We start from the raw sequence: 25,096 nt of genomic DNA, 5'->3' as shown, positions 1-25,096 counted from the left end.
TTGGTAAACCGCTGGTTTAGATCAGGATTCCGGCTTTTGACAGAACACGATCTGTTACCATTAGCCTTAATGCGTGAACAGAGCTGTCCACGGGCTTGCCATATTCCCGCCGAAACCCGCTGACAGCGGGACAAACTCTGGCATCGCAAGCTGGTCCCGGCCTTGCGTCCGATACACGTTACCCAAACCGCGCTTCGGTTTCGGGGCGAACGACATGCATGAGAACGTGACCTGACACGCGGCGGCTATGCGGTTCGACACAACGCGATTTAGGACGCCAGCCGTTCCGCGCGGCCGGTTTCCGGGTCGATGCCGTATTCCTTGAGCTTGCGGTAAAGCGTCGAGCGGCCGATGCCGAGGCGGCGCGCGACTTCGCTCATCTGGCCGTTGTAATGGTCGATGGCGAGCTTGATCATCTCGAGTTCGACGTCGGCGAGCGCCCGCACATTGCCACGTTCGTCGAGCGCCCGCAGGGTGCCGAAGCGAGGCTGAAGCCGGGGGGGCAGTTCAGCCTCGGCCATCGAGGCTGCCTCGCCGGCCAGGATATCATCGTCGCGAGGTTCCAGCGACGGTGGCGTGGCGACATCCGTTTCGAGATTGACGGTGCCTTCGACCTGCGCCCGGATCTGTGGAAAATCATCGACATCGAGCACGTCGCCTTCACACAGCACCGAAGCGCGGAAGACGGCGTTTTCCAGCTGCCGGATGTTGCCGGGCCAGTCATAGGCCTGCAGCACGGCAAGTGCCGGCGCCGAAATGCCTTGCAGTCGATGGCGCGGGTCGGCGGGTGCCACCTTCTCCATGAAATGCGTGACCAGATGCGGAATGTCGTCGCGGCGGTCGCGCAGCGGCGGCACGAGGATCGGATAGACATTCAGCCGGTAGAACAGATCCTCGCGGAACCTGCCGTCCTTGACCTGCTGCAGGAGGTTGCGGTGCGTCGCCGAAATCAGCCTTATGTCGACCTTGACGGTCGAGCGCCCCCCGACCGGATCGACCTCGCCCTCCTGCACGGCGCGCAACAGCTTGACCTGGACGTCGAGCGGCAAGTCGCCGATCTCGTCGAGGAACAGCGTGCCCGTATGCGCTTCGACGAACTTGCCGGTGTGTTTGTCGGTGGCGCCGGTGAACGAGCCCTTCTCGTGGCCGAACAGGATCGATTCGACCAGATTATCGGGGATGGCGCCGCAATTGACGGTGACGAAAGGCTTCGTGCGGCGGTCGCCGCTGCCCTGAATGGCGCGTGCCACCAGTTCCTTGCCGACGCCGGATTCGCCTTCGATCAGGATCGGGATGTTGGAGGCGGCCGCTTTCTGGCCAAGCCGTATCACCCTGTCCATGGCCGGGCTGTGGGTGATCATGTCCTTGAAGGTCAGCAGCCCGCCGCGCCTGCGCGAAGTGCGCTTGACCTCGCCCTCGACCGCTTCGACCTTGAGCGCATTGGCGATCGACGCCTGCAGCCTGTCGGGCGAGGCCGGCTTGACGACGAAATCGAAGGCGCCATGGCGCATCGCCGACACAACGGTTTCGATCCCGCCCTGGGCGGTCTGGACGATGACCGGGACGGTGATGTCGCGTTCACGCATCGCCTTCAGCACGCCGATGCCGTCGAGACCGGGCATGACGAGATCGAGGATCACCACCGAAACGTCGCGGGCCGTTGGCCCGTCGAGCACTTCAAGGCCGGCGGCACCGCCGTCGACGACGATTGCCGGGTGGCCAAAGCGCGTCACCGCAGCCTCGAGCAGCCGGCGCTGCACGGGATCGTCATCGACTATGAGTATGGAACCTGTCATGACTGTCTTGATTTGCCCGCGCCCGAAATCCCCATGGATCATCTTGGCACAGGGTTCTAAACAAGGTTTCAAAAAACCCGGTGAACGAATTCCTTAGGATTTGACCGGCTTCTCCGTCCTCCCTGATTCTGCCCCTTGATTCTGACTCCGTGATTCACAGAAGGTATGTCGATGCGCATGATGTTTGGTCGGCGGCTCGCGGCACCAGCGTCCGGTCAGGGCGCGGTCGAGCTTGGCGATCTGCCGGAATGGAACCTTGCCGACCTCTATGCCGGCATGGAAGCCCCGGAACTGAAGCGCGACATCGCCAGGGCCGCCACCGACGCGATCGCTTTCGAGACCCGCTGGAAGGGTACGCTCGCCGCCGAGGCCGGGCGCGGCAGCGCCGGCAAGCTGGGCGAGGCGCTGGTCGCCTACGAGGCGCTGGAGGAACTGATTGGCCGCATCGTCTCCTATGCCGGCCTGGTCTACGCCGGCAACACCGCCGACCCGCAGCGCGCCAAGCTCTACGGCGACACCCAGGAGAGGATGACCGACGCCAGTGCGCATCTTCTGTTCTTCGCGCTCGAACTGAACCTGATCGATGACGCAGCGATCGAAAACGCGCTGGCTAGCGATCCCGCTTTCGGCCACTACCGGCCCTGGGTGCTCGACCTGCGCATGGACAAGCCCTACCAGCTCGAGGATCGTGTCGAGCAGCTTTTCCATGAGAAGTCGATCACCGGACGCGGCGCCTGGAACCGTCTGTTCGACGAGACGATGACCGACCTTCGCTTCAACGTCGATGGTGAGGAATTGACACTCGAGCCGGCGCTCAACCGTTTGCAGGATGCCGACGGCGAGGTGCGCCGCCGCGCCTCCGAGGCGCTGGCCGCGACCTTCCGCAAGAATTTGCGCACCTTCACGCTGATCACCAACACGCTGGCCAAGGACAAGGAAATATCCGACCGCTGGCGCGGCCTCGAGGACATTGCCGATTCACGCCATCTCGCCAACCGTGTCGAGCGCGGCGTGGTCGATGCGCTCGCCGCCGCGGTGCGCGAGGCCTATCCGCGCCTGTCGCACCGCTACTACGCGATGAAGGCGCGGTGGCTCGGCATGGAGGTGATGAACCACTGGGATCGCAACGCACCACTGCCGGAGACGCCGCAGGCGGTGATCGGCTGGGATGAGGCCAGGAACACCGTACTGTCCGCCTATCAGCGCTTCTCGCCCGAGATGGCCGAGATCGCGCGCACCTTCTTCGATCGCAACTGGATCGACGCCCCGGTAAGGCCCGGCAAGTCGCCCGGTGCCTTTGCCCATCCGACCGTGCCGTCGGCGCACCCCTATGTGCTGCTCAACTACATGGGCAAGCCGCGCGATGTGATGACGCTGGCGCATGAGCTCGGCCACGGCGTGCATCAGGTGCTGGCCGCCGGCCAGGGCGCGCTGATGGCCTCGACGCCGCTGACGCTGGCCGAGACCGCTTCCGTGTTCGGCGAGATGCTGACCTTCCGCTCTCTGCTCGAGCGGACCACCGACAGGCGTGAGCGCAAGGCCATGCTCGCCCAGAAGGTCGAGGACATGATCAATACGGTGGTGCGCCAGATCGCCTTCTACGAATTCGAGCGCAAGGTGCATGCCGAACGCCGCAACGGCGAACTGACGTCCGACAGGCTCGGCCAGTTCTGGCTGGAAGTGCAGGCCGAAAGCCTGGGACCCGCGATCAAGCTGCGCGAAGGCTACGAGGTCTTCTGGACCTACATCCCGCACTTCATCCATTCGCCCTTCTACGTCTATGCCTATGCTTTCGGCGACTGCCTGGTGAACTCGCTCTACGCGGTCTACCAGAACGCCGAGCGCGGCTTCCAGGACAAGTATTTCGAGATGCTGCGCGCCGGCGGCACAAAGCATCATTCGCAGCTTCTGGCGCCCTTCGGCCTCGACGCCACCGATCCCGCCTTCTGGCAGATCGGGCTTGGCGTGATCAGCGGCCTGATCGACGAACTGGAATCCCTCGACAGCTGAGACGCGTCTCGCATGGGCAGAACAGTTTAGCCGGAATGCATGTTGGGATTGCAGTATTCTTGCGCTAAATATTTGTTCTTGAAGAACTCTAGGCAGAAGTTTTTCCCATAGCTTTCCGTAAGCTCTATGATAGCCTTCGCTTCAAGCTCAGCCGGAGCGCATGCGGATCGGCGAGGGAAATCTCAGCCGGCCGTGCCGCTCAGGCGAACGCGACAACGGCCGTTGGCCATGGGCAAGCAAAGCCGATTGCCAACAGCTCGAACCGAAGCCGGCTGTTCTGCGAACCCGCGGAAACATCACCGAGTAGTCCATCGCCGAAGGTCATGACCCACGGCAGACGGATCTGACTGGAGAGAGACAATGGGCACTTTTTTCTACGTGATCCTGGCGTTCCTGGTAGGCGTGTTGGTTGGCTGGTTCATCTGGGGTCGCCTGCGTGGTGAACTCGACAGCCTTCGCGGCGACCTCGACCGAACCCGCGGCGAGCGCGACCGGCTGCGTGCCGACAGCGACCGGCTGACCGGCGAACTGAATGCATGCGGCAAGACCCGCGCCGACCTCGAGCGCCAGTTGCGCGACGCGCAGGCTTCCTCGGGTGGCGGAGCAAAGGCCGCCAGCCAGCCCCCGGCAGCCCTCCTGTCGACGCCAGCCGCCGCCAAATCCGCTCCGCCCGCGGCCAAGGCCGCGCCTGCCAAACCTGCCGCGGAGGCGGCGCCGGCGAAAGCCGCCGCCACCAAGTCGGTGGCGCCGAAACCAGCGGCCGCCAAACCCGCCGCAAGCAAAACCGCAGCCTCTGCCGCTTCCTCGGCAAAGAGCTCGGCCGCGCCCAAGCCGGCAGCCGCCAAGAAGGCCGCACCGGCGGCAGCCAAGCCTGCGGGGGGCAAGCCCGACAATCTGCGCCGGCTGATCGGTATCGGCCCGGTCAACGAAAAGCTGCTCAAGGCGCAGGGCATCACCACCTTCGCCCAGATCGCCGCCTGGACGGCAGCCGACATCAAGCGGATCGAGGACGTGATGAACTTCGACGGCCGCATCGCGCGCGAACGCTGGATCGAGCAAGCCAAGCTGCTCGCCGCCGGCGACGAGAAGGAATTCGCCAAGCAGTTTCCGACAGCCGGGACTGCCAGCAACACCTGAGCCGCAGAGGCAGATCGTCAAGCCGGCGGGGCCACGGGCCCCGCCGATTTCTTTTTGGCGGGCAGGGCCGCCAAGAGGTCGGCTTTGAGGGGCAAGGTGCCGTTCCCTCGATTGCACGCGGGCGGCCCCCCATATAGAGCGATCGACGGCTTCATCGATCCTGGTCCCCATGTCCCTGCCCGCCGCCATTTTCCGCAACGACGAAAGCGCGCGTCAGCTCGTTTTCGACCGGCCGGCCGACATCATCGTGGCGCATGAGGCGCGTGATTTCCTGCCGGCGCTGGAAGCAGCGCAGGCCGCGCACGACGCCGGCAAATGGCTGGCCGGCTATTTCTCCTATGAGGCGGGCTACCTGCTCGAGCCGAAACTCGTTCCCTTGCTGCCGGGCCGGCGCCGCGCACCGCTGATCTGCCTCGGCGTCTTCGACGCTCCGGTCGAGGACGCCGTGCCGCCACGCAACGCAATGGCCACCAACGGCCCGATCTTCGATGCAAGGGCGGCCTGGTCGTTCGAGGATTACGAAAAGCGTTTCTCGCGGCTGCATCAGCACATCAGGCAAGGCGATTGCTACCAGGGCAATCTGACCTTTCCGGTGCAGGCGCAATGGTCGGGCGACCCGCTTGCCGCGTTCGATGCGCTGACCGAGCGCCAGCCGGTGAAGTATGGCGCACTGGTGGCGCTTGGCGATCCCATCGTGCTGTCGCGCTCGCCCGAACTGTTCTTCGAGATCAATGCCGCCGGGATGATCGAGACGCATCCGATGAAGGGCACGGCCCCGCGCGGCGCGACCAGGGACGAGGACGAGCGGCAGAAGACCTTCCTGCGCAATGACGAGAAGAACCAGGCAGAGAACCGGATGATCGTCGACCTCTTGCGCAACGACATCTCGCTGATCAGCGAGGTCGGCACGCTGGAGGTGCCCGAACTGTTCCGCATCGAGAGCTATCCGACAGTCCACCAGATGGTGAGCGACGTCAGGGCGAAGCTGCTGCCGGGCCTCTCCATCCGCCGGATCTTCGCGGCTTTGTTTCCCTGTGGCTCGATCACCGGGGCGCCGAAGATCCGCGCCATGGAGATCCTGCACGATCTGGAAGGCACGCCGCGCGACGTCTATTGCGGCGCCATCGGCTGGATCGCGCCCGGCGGCACGATGCGCTTTTCCGTGGCGATCCGCACCATCTCGCTCTTTGCCAATGGCGAGGCCGTCTACAATGTCGGCGGCGGCATCGTCTTCGATTCGACGGCGCAAGAGGAGTATCAGGAGTGTCTGCTCAAAGCCCGCTTCGCGACGGGGACACCGCCGATTTCGAGCTGATCGAGACCATGCGCTGGCAGCCCGAGACAGGCTTCCTGCGCTTCGACCGCCACCTAGCACGCCTCTATGGCTCGGCGGCGGAGCTCGGCTTCGCCTGCGATCCGCAAAAGGTTGACGCCGTGCTGGGCAACGCGACCGACGGCGCGCGCACCGCCATGCGCGCGCGGCTCGCCTTGGCGCGCAACGGCGAAGCCACCGCCTCGGCGCACCCCTACGAACCGCTCGCCGCCGATAAGGTCTGGGTGCTGCGGCTGGCGCGGACCAGGCTCGATTCGAGCAACACGCTGCTGCGCCACAAGACAAGCCGGCGCCAGCTCTACACCCATGCCCGATCCGAATATCTCGTCACCCAGGCCGACGAGGTGATCCTGGCCAATGAGCGTGGCGAAATCTGTGAAGGCACCATCACCAATGTCTTCGCCGATTTCGGCGATGGCGTGCTGGCAACGCCCCGGCTGGACTGCGGCCTGCTGCCTGGCGTATTGCGCGCCGCGCTTCTGGATGAAGGCCGGGCGGCGGAAGCAATCTACACCTACGACGACCTGAAGTCGGCCAAGGCTCTCTTTGTCGGCAATTCGCTGCGCGGCTTGATCCCCGCAAGGCTGGGGTGACCGGGGAGAACGCCATGTTCGTCGTTTCGCTGAACTACAAGCTGCCTCTGACCGAGATCGACCGCTTGCAGGCGGCGCATGTCGAATGGCTGAAGGCCTGCTATGCAGAGGGCATCTTCATTGCCTCCGGCCCGAAGAAGCCGAGGACCGGCGGCATCATCATCGCGCAATGTCCGCGCGAGATCCTCGATGCCAGGCTGGCCGCGGACCCCTTCGCCAAGGCAGGCGCCGCGGACTACGATGTCACCGAATTCCTGGCGAGGATGACCGCCGCCAATCTCGACGCCTTCAAGGAAGCATGAGCTTGGTCGAAGCCCTGCCCACCCATACCCCCTATGACGGTTCGTCGAAGCTGTTCAACATCGGGCTGAAGCCGCTCGACCCCGCGAACTGGATCGAGGTCGACGGTCATCTCCTGCCCTATCTCGCCGAGAAGCGCCGGCTTTATGCCGAAATTCCCGAACGGGTTTTCGTCCAGGAGGACGGCACGCGAGACGCCCAGCAGGAAGTGCTCGACTTGCTCGAAGCCTATCTGCCGGAGCGATTTCCGCACACCCATCGCCGCACCGATGCGGGCATCGAGGTGATGGGCGCCGCGGACCACCCTGCTTTGACTTCGGGTCTGGCCGACGCCCCGCTGGTCGCGGCCTCGCTGCTGGTCCAGGAAGACCTGATCCTGATGCGGCGCGACGACAGCGGCTGGCGGCTCGCCGCCGGCTCGCTGTGCTTTCCCTCGTCCTGGTCGCTGCTCGAAAAATTCGGCAAGCCGCTGCAACGTATCCATGAGCCCGTGCCCGGCTTCGGCCCGGGAACGCGCCCCGCCGAACTCATCAACCGCATGTTCGACGGCCTGCAGGGCCAGGCGGTCGAGCGCTTCAACTGGTCGATCCAGGCCGACAATGCGCTCTATCATCCGCTGTCCAATGTCGAGCGCATCGACCGTGCCACCAATAGGCCGACACGCTTCCCCGACGGTGACGTCAAGGCGCACGCCTTCATCCGCGTCGAGCGCCAGACGCTGCGTAAACTGCCCGCCTCGCGCGACATCCTGTTCACTATCCGCATCCACCTCGACCCGCTCGCCGTGCTGGAGCGGCATCCGGATCGGGCGACGCTCGCACTGTCCTTTGCCGCCCAGCTCGAAGCGCTCGATCTCGACCAGCTCGACTACAAGGGCCTGACATCGGACCGCGATAGGCTTGTCGCCGTCCTTAACCACATGGCCAAGGACGGCTAGCCACAGGTTGGCGCTTTTCGCTGGTTTATGACAATGATCTGTGATGTAGCGCAGGCCGTTGGCGAAAATGCCCGGTTTTTTGCAGATGTCTGCCCGGCTTTTGCACATGGTTGAAGGAGTGCTCGATAAAATGGCGAATGAAAACTGGCCCGTCTACGGCGAGATCACCGGCCCTGTGGTGATGATCGGCTTCGGCTCGATCGGACGGGGAACGCTGCCTCTCATCGAGCGCCATTTCAAGTTCGACAAGTCGCGCATGACGGTCCTTGATCCGCGCGATACCGACCGCAAGCTGCTCGACGAGCGCGGCATCGCCTTCGTTCAGGAAGCGGTGACCGAGAAGAACTACAAGAAGCTCCTGACGCCGCTGCTGACCAATGGCGGCGGCCAGGGTTTTTGCGTCAATTTGTCGGTCGACACCGGCTCGGTCGACCTGATGCGGCTCTGCCGCAAGCTCGGCGTGCTCTACATCGACACCGTCGTCGAGCCGTGGCTTGGATTCTATTTCGACGCCAAGGCCGACAATGCCAGCCGCACCAACTATGCGCTGCGCGAATCCCTGATCAAGGAAAAGCACGACAAACCGGGCGGCGCTACCGCGGTTTCCACCTGCGGCGCCAATCCCGGCATGGTCTCGTGGTTCGTCAAGCAGGCGCTGGTGAACCTCGCCACCGATCTAGGCCTTGAGTTTTCCGAGCCCGCACAGGAAGACCGCGAGGGTTGGGCGAAGCTGATGAAGAAGGCCGGCATCAAGGGCATCCATATCGCCGAACGCGACACCCAGCGCGCCAAGAAGCCAAAGCCGATGGATGTGTTCTGGAACACCTGGTCGGTCGAGGGCTTCATCTCCGAAGGCCTGCAGCCGGCCGAACTCGGCTGGGGCACGCATGAGAAATGGATGCCGAAGAACGCCAAGAAGCACAAGCACGGCTCCAAGGCCGCGATCTACCTGGAGCAGCCCGGCGCCAACACGCGCGTGCGCTCCTGGTGCCCGACGCCGGGCCCGCAATACGGCCTCCTGGTGACGCACAACGAGGCGATCTCGATCGCCGATTTCTTCACCGTACGCTCCAAGAAGGGCAAGGTGCAATACCGGCCGACGTGCCATTACGCCTACCATCCCTGTAACGACGCGATGCTGTCGCTGGACGAGATGTTCGGTGCCGCCGGCAAGCCTCAGCCGGTACACCATGTGCTTGACGAGAACGAGCTGGTCGACGGCGTCGACGAACTCGGCGTCCTGCTCTACGGCCACGACAAGAATGCCTACTGGTTCGGCTCGCACCTCTCGCTCGCCGAAGCGCGCAAGCTGGCGCCCTATCAGAACGCCACTGGCTTGCAGGTCACCTCGGCGGTTCTGGCAGGCATGGTCTGGGCCCTGGAAAATCCGGACGCCGGCATTGTCGAGGCGGACGAGATGGACTACCGGCGCTGTCTGGAAGTGCAGTCGCCCTATCTCGGACCGGTCGAAGGCCATTACACCGACTGGACGCCGCTCGACAGACGCCCGGGGCTCTTCCCCGAGGACCTCGACCGCAGCGATCCGTGGCAATTCCGCAACATCCTGGTCCGATAGCGTCGCGCACACCCTGCGCCATTGCCTTGCAATCGCCCGGAAATCGGGCGATTGAAGAGATGCGGCCTGGGGCAGCATGCGTCTTGCGGACCCATGCCCGCTCCAGCACTTTGGGCGTTCGCACCATGCCTTCCAAAATCGAATCCGATTTTTGGGCCGGTGCGTTTGGAGAGGATTTCAGATGACTATTGCGCGCAAAATTCTTTCGATGGGCGTGGCGGGTTCCTTTGCCGTGATGCTCGCGGCCTGCACCACAAGCGGTCCCGATGCACCGCCGATGGCAGCCGCGCCGAAAGGCGTCGAGGGCTCGTGGATAGATGCCAAGGGCACCGGCCTGTCGACGCTGACAGGTGGGAAATTCACAACCGTCGCCACCGACACCGGCCAGAAGCTGGCCGATGGCAGCTACACGATGACCGGCGCCACGTCGGTCGAGATCAACGGCACGTCGCTGATCCGTCAGACGCCGGTCAGCTTCAACTGCCTGCTGGTGTCCACCAGCCAGCTGAACTGCACCAGTTCATCCGGCCAGAACTTCGTGCTCACGCGACGCACCTGATCGGCGAACAGGACTCATCAGGGGACGGCGGCCACTGGCCGCCGTTCTTTTTTGCGCCCCCCGGTTTTCGCAAGAAAATAGCGACGGCATTTCTGCTTGCGTCAGCCGGAACGCGATGGGAACATGGTCAAAACGCTGGCTGTTATATCCCAGTCAAGCAAGGGCGCTAAACGCCTCTGATCAGCCTACCGGGAGACGAAGATGAAGAAGATTGCCGCCATTCTGGCCCTGTCCGCATCGACGCTCGGCCTTTCGGCCGGCGCATCTTTTGCCGACTACACATTGAACATTCTGCATTTCAATGACTGGCACAGCCGCATCGAAGGCAACAACAAATACGAGTCGACCTGTTCGGCCGACGAGGAGACCAAAGGTGAGTGCATCGGCGGCGCCGGGCGGCTGATCACGGCGATCGCCCAGGAGCGCAAGAAGCTCGAAGGGCAGAACGTGCTGCTGCTCAATGCAGGCGACAGTTTCCAGGGATCGCTGTTCTACACCACCTACAAGGGCGCCGTGGAAGAGGAATTCCTCAATCAGTTGAAACCCGACGCTGTGACGCTCGGCAACCACGAATTCGACGACGGCGAGAGCGCGCTGGTGCCTTACCTGGACAAGGCGAAGTTCCCGATCGTCAGTGCCAATGTCGTGCCCAACGACAAGTCTGGCGCGGCGGGCAAGATCAAGCCGTCGATCGTCGTCGAGGTCGGCGGACAGAAGATCGGCATTGTCGGTGCCGTCACCAACGACACGCCCGAGCTCGCTTCCCCCGGCCCGAACATCGCCATCGCGGACGACGTCAAGTCGATCACGGCGGAAGTCGAGAAGCTGAAGGCGCAAGGCGTCAACAAGATCATCGCGGTGACCCATATCGGCTACAACAGGGAGCGCGATGTCATCGCCAAGATCCCGGGCATCGACGTGGTTGTCGGCGGCCACAGCCATACACTTTTGTCCAACACCGATCCGAAGGCGCTAGGCCCCTACCCGACGATGGTCGACAACCCGGACGGCTACAAGGTGCCGGTGGTGCAGGCGGCGTCCTATTCGAAATATCTCGGCGAGTTCAAGGTGGTGTTCGACGACAATGGCGTCGTCAAGTCGGCGAGCGGCGACCCTATCTATCTCGACAAGTCGATCACGCCCGATCCCGCCGTGCTCGCCCGCATCAAGGAACTCGGCGCGCCGATCGAGGCCCTGAAGAACAAGGAAGTGGCCGAAACCACCGACGTCATCGACGGCAGCCGCGAGAATTGCCGCGCCAAGGAATGCGAGATGGGCAACCTCGTCTCCGACGCCATACTCGACCGCGTCAAGGGACAGGGCGTCGAGATCGTCATCTCCAATGGCGGCGGCCTGCGCGCTTCGATCGACAAGGGCACCGTCACCATGGGTGAGGTGCTGACCGTGTTGCCATTCCAGAACACGCTTGCCACTTTCCAGATTTCCGGCAAGGACCTGGTCGCCGGCCTCGAAAGCGGTCTTAGCCAGATCGAGGACGGCGCCGGCCGCTTCCCGCAGGTGGCGGGTCTCAAATACTCCTTCGACAAGTCGGTCGCGCCCAATGCGGGCCGCGTCAAGTCCGTCGAGGTCATGGAGAACGGCGCCTGGGCACCGATCAATCCCGACAAGGACTATCTCGTCGCCACCAACAATTACGTGCGCCAGGGCGGCGACGGCTACAAGGTCTTCGCCGACAAGGCCAAGAACGCCTACGATTACGGACCCGGCCTCGAACAGGTCGTGGCCGACTACCTCGGTGCCCACCGGCCTTACACACCCAAGCTCGACGGCCGCATCACCGAGATCGCCGCGACTGTCGCGGCGGCGCCCGCCGCCGAGCCGGCCAAGCCAGCCGAACCCGCAAAGCCGGCGGAGACGGCGCCGGCCGAGGCCGCGAAACCGGCAGAGCCCGCCGATGCCGCACCCGCGATGCCCGAACTGCCTGCCAACTCGGGCGACATCGCCAACACGCCACCGGCAATCTCGACAGAGGCAGCGCCTCCCCCGCCGGCACCCGCTGCTCCAGCCCCCGCACCAGCCGAACCGGTGAAACCAGCCGAAGCTGCTCCTGCACCCGCGCCGGCTGAACCCGCGAAGCCTGCAGAACCGGCAAAGCCCGCTGAAGCCGCTCCGGCCACGGGCAGCCATGTCATCGTTGCCGGCGACACTTACTGGGATCTGGCAAAGAAAGCCTATGGCGACGCGACCAAGTGGAAACTGATCTATGAGGCCAACAAGGGCCAAAGGCCCCACCAGCTCAAGCTTGGCGCGACGCTGACCATCCCGGCCAAATAACATCGCTTCGCCTCTCCAACGACAAAACCCGCGCGGGAAACCGGGCGGGTTTTGTGTTTTCAAGCTAAGGTGCGGCCAGACGCGGCATTGAAAACCGGCACGCCATCGCTAGGTTCGCGCCGTGTCCGGAGAACCCTTATGACGCTTTCCACTCCTGTCGATCCCAAAGCCGCGAAGGCCATCGGCCCATTGCCGGCCGGCCATCCGCCGGTCAAGGCCGGGAAGATTGGCGTCATGCTGGTCAATCTCGGCACGCCTGACGGCACCGATTTCAAGTCGATGTGGCGCTATCTCAGGGAATTCCTGTCCGATCCGCGTGTCATCGAGCTCAACAGGGCGATCTGGTATCCGATCCTCTACGGCTTGGTGCTGACGACGCGGCCGAAGAAGTCGGGCGCCAACTACGCCCGGATCTGGAACCAGGAGAAGAACGAGTCGCCGCTGCGCACCTACACCCGCGCGCAGGGCGAAAAGCTGGCCGAAGCACTGCGCGACCTGCCCAATGTCGTCGTCGACTGGGCGATGCGCTACGGCAATCCTTCGACGGCAAGCGTCGCCGAGAGGCTGGTCGCGCAAGGCTGCGACCGCATTCTCGCGTTCCCGCTCTATCCGCAATATTCGGCGACCACCACCGCGACCGCCAACGACCAGCTGTTTCGCGCCCTGATGAAGATGCGCCGTGCACCAGCCATCCGCAGTGTGCCACCTTACTATGACGAGCCGGTCTACATCGAGGCGCTGGCGCGTTCGATCGAGCAGCATCTGGCGACACTCGATTTCGAGCCGGAGGTGGTCATCACCTCCTATCACGGCATCCCGAAACCCTATTTCGAGAAGGGCGATCCCTACCATTGCCACTGCCAGAAGACGACGCGTCTGTTGCGTGAACGACTGGGTTGGGATGACAAGAAACTGATCATCACCTTCCAGTCGCGTTTCGGCGCGCAGGAATGGCTGCAGCCCTACACCGACAAGACAGTAGAGGAACTCGGCAAGGACGGGGTGAAATCAATCGCCATCGTCAACCCCGGCTTTTCCGTCGACTGCATCGAGACGCTGGACGAGATCGGCCGCGAGGCAGCCGAGACGTTTCATCACGCCGGCGGCAAGAATTTCGCCCATATCCCTTGCCTCAACGACAGCGCCGAGGGCATGGCGGTGATCGAGGCGATGGTGCGGCGCGAATTGTTAGGCTGGATCTGACACCCGGAACAACAGCCACTCCGGAGCGTTGAGCCGCACCTTCCGGAGAATTCGATGCCCCGTAAACTCGACCTCAGAACTGGCCGGACCGTCTGGTCCGCCTACCGGGCGCCAACCGTGCCGACGTCGGCGCTGACCCGGGACGTCAAGACCGACGTCCTGATCATCGGCATGGGCATCAGCGGCGCCATGATGGCCGAAGCGATGACGGCGGATGGTCACTCCGTGATCTGCATCGACCGGCGTGGGCCGCTCAAGGGTTCGACGCCAGCGACCACAGCACTGGTGCAGTTCGAGATCGACCAGCCGCTTTCGACGCTGTCGAAGATGATCGGCAAGACCTCTGCGCTACAGGCCTGGCGGCGCTCGCGGCTGGCCGTGACCAATCTTGCTGGCCGTATCGCGGAACTTGGCATCACCTGCAGCCCGACGCGCGCCCAGTCACTCTATCTGGCAGGCACGGTGTTGGGTCCTTCGGAACTGCGGGAAGAAGCCGACGCGCGACGGCAAGCGGGTATCAAGGCGACCTATCTCACACCGGCCCCGCTGGCCGAGCGATACGGCATCGATCGCGATGGCGCCATCCTCAGCCATGACAATATCGCGCTCGACCCGCGCAAACTGACCGCTGGGCTGCTGCTCAAGGCCCTGGAACGCAAGGCACACTTCTACGCCCCCGTCGAAGCGACGGCGATCAGGGACAGTACAGACGAGGTGGTCGTGGCCACAAAGGACGGCCCGACCATTACGGCACGGCATGTCGTTCTGGCCACCGGTTACGAATTGGTCGACATCGTGCCGGCAGCGGCGCACCAGGTCATCTCGACATGGGCGATAGCGACACGCCCACAGCCGCGAAAGCTCTGGCCGGGTACCGCGTTCATCTGGGAGGCATCGGACCCTTACCTTTACATGCGCGCGACGACCGACGGCAGGGTCATCTGCGGCGGTGAGGACGAGGATTTTGTCGACGAGGCAAGACGCGACGCGTTGATCGCCGACAAGAGCGCGCGCATCGCCGAAAAACTGGGCCGGCTGTTTCCCCAACTCGACGTCAGGCCCGAATTCGCCTGGACCGGTTCCTTCGGCACCACGACCACGGGCCTGCCCTATATCGGCGCCATTCCGAGGCATCCCCGCATCCATGCGGTCATGGGTTATGGCGGCAACGGCATCACTTTCTCCCAGATCGCTTCGGAACTTGTTTCGGCTTCGATGAAGGGCCTTGTCGACACGGATGCAGAGCTCTTCGCCTTCAACCCCTGAGTGCATCTACGCAAACAATCCCTCATCACCTGATTGTAACGCTCCTGAAACACACTTAAGTCTTTGGTGAAGTCGGCTTCGCGGGAATGGCTCTCGCGGCCCGCTTCTGAGGGAGAGCCAAATGGATTTCAGTGGTTTCGATATTGCGATCATTGTTCTTGTCGCGCTTGTCGTGCTGGTGCTGTTCAAAGGCATCAAGACAATTCCGCAAGGCTATAACTATACCGTCGAACGCTTTGGTCGTTATACCAAGACACTGAGCCCCGGCCTCAACATCATCACGCCGTTCGTCGACCGCATTGGCGCCAAGATGAACATGATGGAGCAGGTGCTCGACGTTCCGAGCCAGGAGATCATCACACGCGACAACGCCATCGTCGGTGTCGACGGCATCGCTTTCTACCAGATCCTCAATGCGGCACAGGCCGCCTACCAGGTCGCCGGCCTGCAGAACGCCATCCTCAACCTGACGATGACCAATATCCGTACAGTCATGGGCTCGATGGACCTCGATGAGCTCTTGTCGAATCGCGACGCCATCAACGAGCGCCTGCTGCGTGTTGTCGACGAGGCGGCGCATCCGTGGGGCATCAAGATAACGCGCGTCGAGATCAAGGACATCAACCCGCCGGCAAACCTCATCGAATCGATGGGCCGCCAGATGACCGCCGAGCGTAACAAGCGTGCACAGATCCTCGCCGCCGAAGGCCTCAAGCAGTCGCAGATCCTGGAGGCCGAAGGCCGCAAGGAAGCCGCTTTCCGCGACGCCGAGGCGCGCGAACGTTCCGCCGAGGCCGAAGCCCGCGCCACCCAGGTGGTGTCTGAAGCCATTTCCAAGGGCGACGTGCAGGCGCTGAACTATTTCGTCGCCCAGAAATACACCGAAGCCCTGACCCGGATCGGTTCGGCCACCAACAGCAAGGTGGTGCTTATGCCGCTGGAAGCCTCGTCGCTGATCGGCACGCTTGGCGGCATTGGCGAGATCGCCAAGGAAGTCTTCCGCAGCGAAGGCACGACCGGCGCCCAGCGCCAGGCCGCCCGCCCGCCGGTCGTGCGGCCGAACGAAAACTGAGTCCATAGGAGGTCCCTCTTATGTTCGATCGCGTCATCTCCGAACTCGGACCCTGGACCTGGATGGTTCTGGGCTTCGCCCTGCTGGTCATGGAAATCATCGCGCCGGGCATCTTCATGCTCTGGATCGGCATTGCTGCCCTGATCATCGCCGCAATATCGCTGCTGATCTGGGATGCGGCGATCTGGACCTGGCAGGTTCAGGTCCTCGCCTTCCTGGCGCTGTCGCTGCTCTCGGCCTATGTCGGCAAGCGATGGGTCAGCCGGCGCCACGACCCGACGGACCAGCCGCTGCTCAACCGGCGCGGCGCCCAGCTGGTCGGCAGGATGGCGACGCTTGCCGAACCGATCCGGGACGGCCGTGGCCGCATCAAGCTCGGCGACACGCTATGGCGTGTCTCCGGCCCCGACCTGCCGGCCGGCACGCAGGTGCGTGTCACCGGGGCAGCCGATACCGACCTGGAACTCACGGTGGAGCGGGTCTGAATTTTCAGCCCGGGCGCCGACGCGCAAGATGTGGTGAGATTCAGGTCAGGCCGAGTCGAAAATGGCTGATACCGAGAACCGGAGCGGAGCATACTTTTCGTACTTGAGCACAGTTCTACTGCGACGCAGTAGAACGGGGAAGCGCAGGTATCGGCCATTTGCAGGCCGGCCTCACCTGAATATCAGCACACCTAGGCTGCGCCGATGCGCAACAGGTCGTGGAAATGCACCACGCCGAGCGGCATGTTGTTTTTGGTCACCACCAGCGCGCCGATATTGTGCTCGTTGAGCAGCGCGATCGCGGTACCCGCAAGCGTCTGCGGGTCAACCGTCTTGGGCGTGCGGGTCATCACCTCGTCGACGATGACGTCGGCCAGGTTGCGGTGCAGGTTGCGCGCCACGTCGCCGTCGGTGATGATCCCGGCCAATTCGCCATTGGTGTCGACGATCAGGACGCAGCCGACCTTCTTTTGCGACAGCGTCATCACCGCTTCCGGCATCTTGGTGCCGAGCACGGCCAGCGGCATCTGGTCGCCGACCCGCATGATCTCGGAGACCATGGTCAGGTTGGCGCCGAGCTGGCCGCCGGGATGGAAGGTGCGGAAATGGTCCGGCGTGAAGCCGCGCGCCTCGAGCAGCGCGATCGCCAGCGCATCGCCGACGACCAGTTGCAGCAGCGTCGACGTCGTCGGCGCCAAGCCGTGCGGGCAGGCTTCCGGGGTGCGCGGCAAAAGCAGCACGACGTCGGCCGCGCGCGCCAGCGCCGATGTCTCTCCGGATGTGACGGCGATGAGGGGGATGGAGAAGCGCCTGGAATAGGCGACGATGCCCATCATCTCCTTGCTCTCGCCCGACCATGAGATGGCGATGATGGCGTCGTCCCTGGCGATCATGCCGAGATCGCCATGGTTGGCCTCGACGGGATGGACGAAGAAGGCCGGTGTGCCGGTCGAGGCCAGCGTGGCCGCAATCTTCGAGCCGATATGGCCGCTTTTGCCGACGCCGGTGACGATCAGCCGGCCTTCGATGTTCGAGATCATGTCGACAGCCTGCGCGAAAGGCGCGGCCAGTCCATTCTCGAGCGCTTCGGCAAGGGCGGCGATCCCCGCCTGCTCGGTCGCCACCGTTCTCAGGGCCGAATCAATCGACGCTTGCCGGTCCAGGGGCTTCTTATCGAGAGGTCTCGCATGCATGGATGATGCGATTAGCGCTTTGCCGTCCGCCTGTCCAACGGAAATGGCACTGATGCGCCGGGGCGGGGACTTCACGCGCGCCCCGCGATCCTCGCTTTAGCCGGCCGAACGGCCACCGCCTCAACCCTCCGTTAACCATCCCGATTTACGGTTCGGTAAGTATGGCGCGCATAGCGCCGCGCAAGCAGTGGTGGCGATGTCCGGGGCCCAGCCAGAAAAATCAAGAGGACGACAGGGCAAGGCGGTATGCGCCTTGTTGCTGGCGACCAGCATCTTTGCGCTGACGCGTCCGGCCCTGCTTCATGCCCAGGAAACGGAGCTGCGCGGCGAGGTTTCGGAATCGGCCATCCTGTCCGACCAGCAACGCAAGGCAAGGCAACTCGCCCTTGCCGCCCAGGGCCAGCAGGCGCCGGCCGGGCAGGACGATGCGCCGCCACGCACCTATTTGCCGGCCAGCGCCGGCGCCGTCCCCGACGACACCGACACGAACGCCGCCACCGGCAGCATTTTCGATCCACCGCAGGCGACCGACGACGCCTCGACCGACACTCCGACGCCAGCCAAGCCTCGGCGTCGTCAGTCGATCGCCGGACAGACTGCAGCGGATCAGGACAAGACCAAGACGGACGCCAGAACGACCGGCAAATCGAAAAAGAAGAAGAACACGACAGCCGCGACCAAGGACACCACCGCCGCCGCGGCTGACGATACCGATAGGGCCGCGACCGATCAGGAAGCGGCCAACCGCCGTGCCCTGACCGTCGACAGCGCCGACAGGCAGAAACTCGACACTGGCGCCGAACGCACCGCCGCCATCGAAGGCCAGAACAAGAAAGCCGAGGACGATCCTTTCGCCGCCACCGGCGTCAAATGGGGATCCTTCGTCATCCGGCCGTCGATCGAACAGGGTCTGACCGCCACCACGAACGGCGATTCGAGCAGTGCCGGCACATCGGCACTGCTGTCGGAGACGGCGTTGCGCTTTTCCGCTATTTCCGACTGGCGCGAGAACTCCGCCACCATCGACGGCTATGGTCTGTTCCGCGAGACCGTGTCGGGCTATCCGGTCCACGACGCGCAGGGCCGCATTGAAGGCCAGTTCAATGTCGATCTCGACAACGAACTGCGCGCCATCGCCAAGCTCGGCTATGAAGCCGTGCCGGAAACCGCGTCATCGCCCAACGCCATTGCCGGCGTCAGCACCCAGCCGCTGCGGCAGACGATCGACGGCAGCCTCGGCATCGAAAAGGCCGCCGGCAAGATGCAGTACACTTTGACCGGCGCGGTCTCGCACGACTTCTATGGCGACGCCGAGCTTTCGGACGGAACCTCGCTGTCGCAGAAGGATCAGGACAATACGCTCTATACGGCGACCTTGCGAACCGGTTACGAAATCTCTCCGGCCCTCACCCCGTTCACCGAAATCGAGGTCGGCCGCCGGGTCTACGATCAGCGCATCGACAATGAAGGCTTCGAGCGCTCCTCGACGAGGCTCGGCGCGCGCGCCGGCCTGCAACTCGACATGGGTGAGAAGCTGTCGGGTGAATTCTCGGCCGGCTGGCTGAGGGAAGCGATCGATGACAAGAGCCTGGAAGCGATTTCGGGCGCCACCGTCAATGCCGACCTCAAATGGTCGCCGCAGCGCGGAACCACGATCGGCCTGACCGGCAAGACCACCGTCGAAACCACGACCACCGCGGGCGAAAGCGGCGATATCCTTTATTCCGGCCGCCTGACGGGGGAACGGCTGATCCGTGCCAACCTCACCGCGAATGCGGCTCTGGGCCTCGACTGGCGAGACTATATCGGCATCGACGGCCATGACAGGATCTTGAGCGCCGAGGCCGGACTGACCTGGTGGCTGAACCGCTATGCCGGTCTCACCAGCCGGGTGAGAACCGAGAAGCTGACCAGCAACCTGCCCGGCCGCGACTACACCGCCAACAGCATCTACCTCGGCTTGAAAGTGCAGCGCTAAAGGTAGGTCGAGATTCGGGTCAGGCCGAGTCGAGAATGGCTGATACCGAGAACCGGAGCGGAGCGTACTTAAGGTATATGAGTACAGTTCTACTGCGACGCAGTAGAACGGGGAAGCGCAGGTACCGGCCATTCGCAGGCCGGCATCACCTGAATATCGGCATATCCTAGAAAGCGGCCCCGCGGCGCTCCGATGGCTTCATCTCGTCGAGCAGCGTGCGGATGACTCCGGCAATGTTCTCGTTCATGTCGCTGCGCCACAGGGCGAAGGCGACATTGGCCTCGACAAAACCTTCCGGCGAACCGCAGTCGAAGGTGCGGCCCTGATAGTGGTAGCCGTAGAAGGCCTGCTGCTTCTCCAGCTTCAGCATCGCGTCAGTGAGCTGGATCTCGTTGCCGGCGCCCTTTTCCTGGCCCTCGAGGATCTTGAAGATCTCGGGTTGCAGGATGTAACGGCCGTTGATGTAGAGGTTGGAAGGTGCTGTGCCGGTCTTCGGCTTCTCCACCATCTCGGTGATGCGGAAGCCGTGATGCGTATCCTCGCCACGGCCGACGATGCCGTATTTGTGGGCCTCCGCCGGGTCGCATTCCTGCACGGCGATGATGTTGTTGCCGGTTTCCTCGTAGAGCTCGACCATCGACTTCATGCAGCTCTTTTCCGACTGCATGATCATGTCGGGCAACAAAAGCGCGAACGGCTCGTCGCCGACCAGCTCGCGCGCGCACCAGACGGCATGGCCAAGCCCCATCGGCACCTGTTGGCGGGTGAAGCTGGTCTGCCCCGGCGCAGGTTGCAGCCGCTGCAGGCGGGCCAGCTGCTCGTCCTTGCCGCGCTGGGCCAGCGTGTCATAGAGCTCGAACTGGATATCGAAATGATCCTCGATGACCGCCTTGTTGCGGCCGGTCACGAAAATGAAATGCTCGATGCCCGCTTCCCGCGCCTCATCCACCACATACTGGATGACCGGCCTGTCGACGACGGTCAGCATCTCCTTGGGAACGGCCTTGGTGGCCGGGAGGAACCGCGTGCCGAGACCGGCGACCGGGAAAACTGCCTTGCGAACTCTCTTCATGCTTTCAATTATCCGTTTGCAGGCCGGCTCCGCAATCCCTGTCTGGCGACATTTTCACGCCGGAATTGAAGATTACTGGAGCGGACAAGGGAAACTTCCACCGGTTAAAGCATCGAGGTGTCTTTTCGTTCCAGGCGACGCCTATGGTAAACTAATTCCTAACCCGGTTCGGCGATGAATGGTCTTTCCTGAGACAGAGAAGGAGGAAAACATGTCCGTTCGCAGTGCCGCAAAACGTTTGACCAGCGTCATGACGGCAGCCAGCCTCTCGCTCGCCCTGCTAATGCCCACCGGTCCGGCTTTCGCTGACGCCGGTTTCCGGCAATGGGTCGCCGGCTTCCGCGCCACCGCTGTCGCAGGCGGCGTTTCCGGCGCAGTCTACGACCAGGCTTTCCGGGACATCAAGGAGCCTGATCCGGTGGTGCTGGAAAAGGCGCGCACCCAGCCCGAATTCACCGCGCCCGCCTGGGATTATTTCGACAACCGCGTCCACGACCAGTCCGTCGCCGTCGGACAGCAGATGGCGAAAAAGTGGAAGCCTTGGCTGGACAGGATCGAGGCGAGGTTCGGCGTCGACCGCTACATTCTGCTCGCCATCTGGTCAATGGAATCGAACTATGGCGAGATCCTCAAACGCGACGACATCATGCGCAACGTCATTCGTTCGCTGGCGACTTTGGGATATGGCGACCCGAAGCGGTCCAAATATGCCCGCACCCAGTTGGTCGCGGCCCTGAAGATCCTGCAGACCGGCGACATCGACGAAAGCCACCTGATGGGCTCCTGGGCCGGCGCCATGGGCCAGACCCAGTTCATCCCCACCAGCTACCAGCATTATGCCGTCGACATGGACGGCAATGGCAAGCGCGACATCTGGAATTCCATCCCCGATGCGCTCGCGACGTCAGCCAATCTGTTGAAGAAGAATGGCTGGCAGGCCGGCAAGACCTGGGGCTACGAAGTCGCGATACCGGCAGGCAAACTGCCGGGCGGCTCGAAGACGCTGGCGCAATGGCAGGCGCTCGGCGTCGTCAGAGCCAGCGGCAAGCCGTTCAAGAACCTCACCGACAAGGCGACGCTGAAGGTGCCGGACGGCCGCGGCGGCCCGGCTTTCCTGATGATCAGGAATTTCTCGGTCATCAAGGCCTACAACAACGCCGACAAATATGCCCTTGCCGTTGGCCTTCTCGCCGACGAGATCGCCGGTGGCAACGGCCTTGTCCAGGACTGGAAGCGGCCCTTCACCAAGCTCAGCTTCGAGGAAAGGCAGGAGTTGCAGAAGCGGCTTTCGCAGCATGGGCTTTACGACGGCAAGTTCGACGGCAAGATCGGTGACGGCTCGAAAACAGCCATCATGGCCTATCAAGCAAAGGTCGGCTTGACCCAGGACGGCTATCCGAGCATGGAAGTGCTCAAATGGCTCAGGCAAAAATAGAGCCAGCTACGGCGCCGCGCGCATTTTTGGCGCACGTATCCGGCGCCATGGCACTTTGAACTTGCGCCCGGCCGCAAAACCGGCTCCGGTTTGCGGGACCAGGCGCAAGGGATGGAGGAGTGATTGGTTTCGGCCGCGCGTATCGCGATCCTTGTTCGTCGCACGCCGATCCTTTTTCTGGCGATCGTCCTGCTGGCGGTCGGCGCCGCCGCTGCCTTCCATGCCCCGGCCATGGCACAGGAACAGCCGCAGCAGAACCGTGGCTGGTCGTTGCGCGATCTGCTTTTCCCGCGCCGCAGCGAGCGCGTCGAGCCGCCGCTCGATATCGAAAAGGCAAAACCAAAACCCAAGCCCAAGAAACCGCGGGCTCCGCGCCCTCCGGCCCAACCTGAAACTCCCGTGGTCGAAAAGACTCCGGACGCCCGAACCGTGCTGGTGGTCGGCGATTTCATGGCGACTGGCCTTGCCGAAGGCCTGGACACCGCCTTCGCCGACAATCCCGGCGTCAGGATCGTCGTGCGCAGCAATGGCTCGTCGGGCTTCGTGCGCGATGACTTCTACAACTGGCCCGAACAGATCAAATCGCTGATAGAGACCGAGAAGCCGGCCGCGGTGGTCGTCATGCTGGGCTCCAACGATCGCCAACAGATGAAGGTGGGGGACGTGCGCGAACAACCCCGGTCCGAGAACTGGACCAAGGAATATGAGCGCCGGACCGATGCACTCGGCAAGGCTATCGCCACCGCCAAGGTGCCCTTCCTGTGGGTCGGCATGCCAGCCTTCCGGGTGCCGAAGATGACATCCGACATGTTGGCCTTCAACGACATCTATCACCAGGCCGCTGAAAGCCATGGCGGCGAATTCGTCGATGTCTGGGATGGGTTTGTCGACGAGAACGGCGCCTTCGTCACCACCGGCCCCGACATGAACGGCCAGCCTGTGCGGCTGCGCGCCGATGACGGCATCAACGTTTCCAAGGCCGGCAAGCGCAAGCTCGCCTTCTACACCGAAAAGCCGCTGATGAAGATCCTCGGCCTGACCGCGCCCGGCAGCATAGCCCCGGCGACGGCACCGGCGGGTGCGCCCGTCGAGGCACCGGCGCCGGCCGCGGCACCCATCGTGATCGACCGAACCGCGCCCATGCTGCTCAGCGACCCCGCACTCGACGGCGGCACCGAATTGCTCGGCGCCGCGCCGCCGGCAAAAGCCAATCCGGCTCTTCCCGGGGAACGACTGGTGATCGAGGGCAAGGCTCCGGAGGCGTCGCCTGGACGCGCCGACGATTTTTCCTGGCCGCCCAAGGCCGAGCCGCCGGCGACGGCCGCCGCGGCCGACACGACGACGGCGATTACCCCTTAGTAGCGGAGCCTCCGGTCTCAGCGCGGCAATACGGTCGACCCCATAAGTGCCTCGTCGATCGAGCGCGCCGCCTGCCGGCCCTCGCGGATCGCCCAGACGACCAGGGATTGGCCACGGCGGACATCGCCCGCCGCATAGAGCCGGTCGACGCTGGTCCGGTAGTCGCGGTCATTGGCCTCGACATTCCGGGAGCGGCGGCTGTCGGTGGTGATTTTCATCTCGCCTTCCAGTTCCTTCGCCACGCCGGCCGTCGCCGGCCCGGCAAAACCGATGGCGATGAAGGCGAGATCGGCGCGGATGACGAATTCGGTGCCGGCGATCGGCTTGCGCTTCTCGTCGACCTCGCAGCATTTGACGCCGGTCAACTGGCCGTCTTCGCCGATGAATTCGAGTGTCGCCACCTGGAACTCGCGCTCCGCACCCTCGGCCTGGGAGGACGAGGTGCGCATCTTGGTCGCCCAGTAGGGCCAGACCGCGAGCTTGTCTTCCTTCTCCGGCGGCTGCGGGCGGATATCGAGCTGGGTGACCCGCACCGCGCCCTGGCGGAAGGCGGTGCCGACGCAGTCGGACGCGGTATCGCCGCCACCGACGACGACGACATGCTGTCCGCCGGCGATGATCGGATGCGAAGGCCACGCCACCGACTGGATCGGCTCGCCGCCGACGCGGCGGTTCTGCTGCACCAGATAAGGCATGGCATCATGCACGCCGCCAAGATCGTCTCCCGGAATATTGGCCGCGCGCGGTGTTTCCGAGCCGCCGCAATAGAGCACGGCATCATGTTCGGCGAGCAGTTCGGCGACGGGCTTGTCGACGCCGACATTGACGCCGCAATGGAAGGTCACGCCCTCGCCCTGCATCTGCTCGATGCGTCGGTCGATATAGTGCTTCTCGATCTTGAAGTCGGGAATGCCGTAGCGCATCAGCCCGCCCGGGCGGCTCTCGCGCTCATAGACATGGACGTCGTGCCCGGCGCGGCCGAGCTGCTGGGCAGCCGCCATCCCGGCCGGGCCGGAGCCGATGATGGCGACCCGCTTGCCGGTCTTCTTCTCCGGCGGATAGGGCCTGATATGGCCGGTCTCATAGGCCTTGTCGGCGATCGCCTGCTCCACCGTCTTGATGGCGACGGGGATGTCCTCGAGGTTCAGCGTGCAGGCTTCCTCGCAGGGCGCGGGACAGATGCGGCCGGTGAACTCCGGGAAATTGTTGGTCGAATGCAGGTTGCGGATCGCGTTGTCCCAGTCCCTGTTGTAGACGAGGTCGTTCCAGTCCGGGATCTGGTTATGGATAGGGCAGCCTGTCGGCCCGTGGCAGAACGGAATGCCGCAATCCATGCAGCGCGCGGCCTGTTTCTCGACCTCCTTGTCCGACATCGGCAGCGTGAATTCGCGGAAATGCCGGATACGGTCGGAGGCCGGCTGGTACTTGTGCACCTGCCGGTCGATTTCGAGAAAGCCTGTTACCTTGCCCATGGTCCAGTTCCTGCTGTCCAGATGG

Annotated in this window: 20 protein-coding genes; 16 read left to right on the top strand and 4 right to left on the bottom strand. The window is 63.6% G+C overall.

The window, feature by feature from the left end:
• Window positions 1-269: 269 nt before the first annotated feature.
• Entirely contained in the window at window positions 270-1,796 is a 1,527-nt protein-coding gene (locus tag EB231_RS10325) for a sigma-54-dependent transcriptional regulator (RefSeq protein WP_172348715.1), read from the bottom strand.
• Window positions 1,797-1,967: 171 nt separating this feature from the next.
• Between EB231_RS10325 and EB231_RS10320 the strand changes: the two genes are divergently transcribed.
• The 13 genes from EB231_RS10320 to EB231_RS10260 all read left to right on the top strand — a co-directional run bounded on the left by EB231_RS10320 (window position 1,968) and on the right by EB231_RS10260 (window position 16,562).
• Entirely contained in the window at window positions 1,968-3,806 is a 1,839-nt protein-coding gene (locus EB231_RS10320) for a M3 family oligoendopeptidase (protein WP_172348714.1), read from the top strand.
• Between the two features lie 360 nt (window positions 3,807-4,166).
• Window positions 4,167-4,943 carry a proton-conducting membrane transporter gene (locus EB231_RS10315; protein WP_172348713.1) on the top strand — a complete coding sequence of 259 codons (777 nt, stop codon included), beginning with the start codon at window positions 4,167-4,169 and terminating at the stop codon, window positions 4,941-4,943.
• Between the two features lie 169 nt (window positions 4,944-5,112).
• Window positions 5,113-6,258 carry an aminodeoxychorismate synthase component I gene (locus EB231_RS10310; protein ID WP_172348712.1) on the top strand — a complete coding sequence of 382 codons (1,146 nt, stop codon included), beginning with the start codon at window positions 5,113-5,115 and terminating at the stop codon, window positions 6,256-6,258.
• Window positions 6,207-6,869, top strand: coding sequence for an aminotransferase class IV family protein (locus tag EB231_RS10305; RefSeq protein ID WP_172348711.1), 663 nt, complete (start codon window positions 6,207-6,209; stop codon window positions 6,867-6,869). Before EB231_RS10310 ends, EB231_RS10305 begins: the two co-directional genes overlap by 52 nt.
• A 14-nt stretch (window positions 6,870-6,883) precedes the next feature.
• Entirely contained in the window at window positions 6,884-7,171 is a 288-nt protein-coding gene (locus EB231_RS10300; protein ID WP_172348710.1) for a YciI family protein, read from the top strand.
• The gene (locus EB231_RS10295; protein WP_172348709.1) at window positions 7,168-8,106 is read left to right on the top strand and encodes a heme-dependent oxidative N-demethylase family protein; all 939 of its coding nucleotides are present in this window, start codon (window positions 7,168-7,170) and stop codon (window positions 8,104-8,106) included. The genes EB231_RS10300 and EB231_RS10295 overlap by 4 nt, the downstream gene beginning before the upstream one ends.
• Before the next feature lie 130 nt (window positions 8,107-8,236).
• The gene (locus tag EB231_RS10290) at window positions 8,237-9,682 is read left to right on the top strand and encodes a homospermidine synthase (RefSeq protein WP_172348708.1); all 1,446 of its coding nucleotides are present in this window, start codon (window positions 8,237-8,239) and stop codon (window positions 9,680-9,682) included.
• 181 nt (window positions 9,683-9,863) lie between these two features.
• Complete coding sequence (locus tag EB231_RS10285) at window positions 9,864-10,241, top strand: hypothetical protein (RefSeq protein ID WP_172348707.1); 378 nt, start codon at window positions 9,864-9,866, stop codon at window positions 10,239-10,241.
• A 201-nt stretch (window positions 10,242-10,442) separates the two neighbouring features.
• Window positions 10,443-12,536, top strand: a complete 2,094-nt coding sequence (locus EB231_RS10280) for a bifunctional metallophosphatase/5'-nucleotidase (RefSeq protein WP_172348706.1) — start codon at window positions 10,443-10,445, stop codon at window positions 12,534-12,536.
• A 138-nt stretch (window positions 12,537-12,674) separates the two neighbouring features.
• A complete protein-coding gene (hemH, locus tag EB231_RS10275) occupies window positions 12,675-13,739 on the top strand; it encodes a ferrochelatase (RefSeq protein WP_172348705.1) in 1,065 nt (354 codons plus the stop codon).
• 54 nt (window positions 13,740-13,793) lie between these two features.
• Complete coding sequence (locus tag EB231_RS10270) at window positions 13,794-15,005, top strand: NAD(P)/FAD-dependent oxidoreductase (RefSeq protein ID WP_172348704.1); 1,212 nt, start codon at window positions 13,794-13,796, stop codon at window positions 15,003-15,005.
• Window positions 15,006-15,126: 121 nt separating this feature from the next.
• Window positions 15,127-16,077 carry an SPFH domain-containing protein gene (locus EB231_RS10265; RefSeq protein ID WP_140771840.1) on the top strand — a complete coding sequence of 317 codons (951 nt, stop codon included), beginning with the start codon at window positions 15,127-15,129 and terminating at the stop codon, window positions 16,075-16,077.
• Window positions 16,078-16,097: 20 nt separating this feature from the next.
• Complete coding sequence (locus tag EB231_RS10260) at window positions 16,098-16,562, top strand: NfeD family protein (protein ID WP_172348703.1); 465 nt, start codon at window positions 16,098-16,100, stop codon at window positions 16,560-16,562.
• Window positions 16,563-16,753: 191 nt separating this feature from the next.
• On the opposite strand, the gene EB231_RS10255 is transcribed toward EB231_RS10260, so the two are convergent.
• Window positions 16,754-17,755, bottom strand: a complete 1,002-nt coding sequence (locus tag EB231_RS10255; protein WP_172348702.1) for a KpsF/GutQ family sugar-phosphate isomerase — start codon at window positions 17,753-17,755, stop codon at window positions 16,754-16,756.
• Window positions 17,756-17,951: 196 nt separating this feature from the next.
• Between EB231_RS10255 and EB231_RS10250 the strand changes: the two genes are divergently transcribed.
• Window positions 17,952-19,733: an outer membrane beta-barrel protein gene (locus EB231_RS10250; protein WP_172348701.1), complete on the top strand. Its 1,782-nt coding sequence runs from the start codon at window positions 17,952-17,954 to the stop codon at window positions 19,731-19,733.
• 166 nt (window positions 19,734-19,899) lie between these two features.
• On the opposite strand, the gene galU is transcribed toward EB231_RS10250, so the two are convergent.
• Window positions 19,900-20,805 (bottom strand): UTP--glucose-1-phosphate uridylyltransferase GalU, encoded by a 906-nt coding sequence (gene galU / locus EB231_RS10245; RefSeq protein WP_172348700.1) that lies wholly within the window; start codon window positions 20,803-20,805, stop codon window positions 19,900-19,902.
• Between the two features lie 211 nt (window positions 20,806-21,016).
• Here galU and EB231_RS10240 point away from each other — a divergent pair, with 211 nt between their 5' ends.
• Together EB231_RS10240 and EB231_RS10235 are read left to right on the top strand one after the other, a co-directional pair.
• Complete coding sequence (locus EB231_RS10240) at window positions 21,017-22,240, top strand: lytic murein transglycosylase (RefSeq protein ID WP_172348699.1); 1,224 nt, start codon at window positions 21,017-21,019, stop codon at window positions 22,238-22,240.
• A 123-nt stretch (window positions 22,241-22,363) separates the two neighbouring features.
• The gene (locus EB231_RS10235) at window positions 22,364-23,599 is read left to right on the top strand and encodes an SGNH/GDSL hydrolase family protein (RefSeq protein ID WP_172348698.1); all 1,236 of its coding nucleotides are present in this window, start codon (window positions 22,364-22,366) and stop codon (window positions 23,597-23,599) included.
• A 17-nt stretch (window positions 23,600-23,616) separates the two neighbouring features.
• On the opposite strand, the gene EB231_RS10230 is transcribed toward EB231_RS10235, so the two are convergent.
• On the bottom strand, window positions 23,617-25,071 hold the full coding sequence (locus tag EB231_RS10230; protein ID WP_140771850.1) for a glutamate synthase subunit beta: 1,455 nt from the start codon (window positions 25,069-25,071) through the stop codon (window positions 23,617-23,619).
• Between the last annotated feature and the right edge of the window lie 25 nt (window positions 25,072-25,096).

It is taken from the genome of Mesorhizobium sp. NZP2298, from assembly GCF_013170825.1.
In the GTDB taxonomy this organism is placed as follows: domain Bacteria; phylum Pseudomonadota; class Alphaproteobacteria; order Rhizobiales; family Rhizobiaceae; genus Mesorhizobium.
Note: the sequence above shows the minus strand (reverse complement) of the source record. Positions and strands in the feature narration are given on the sequence as shown.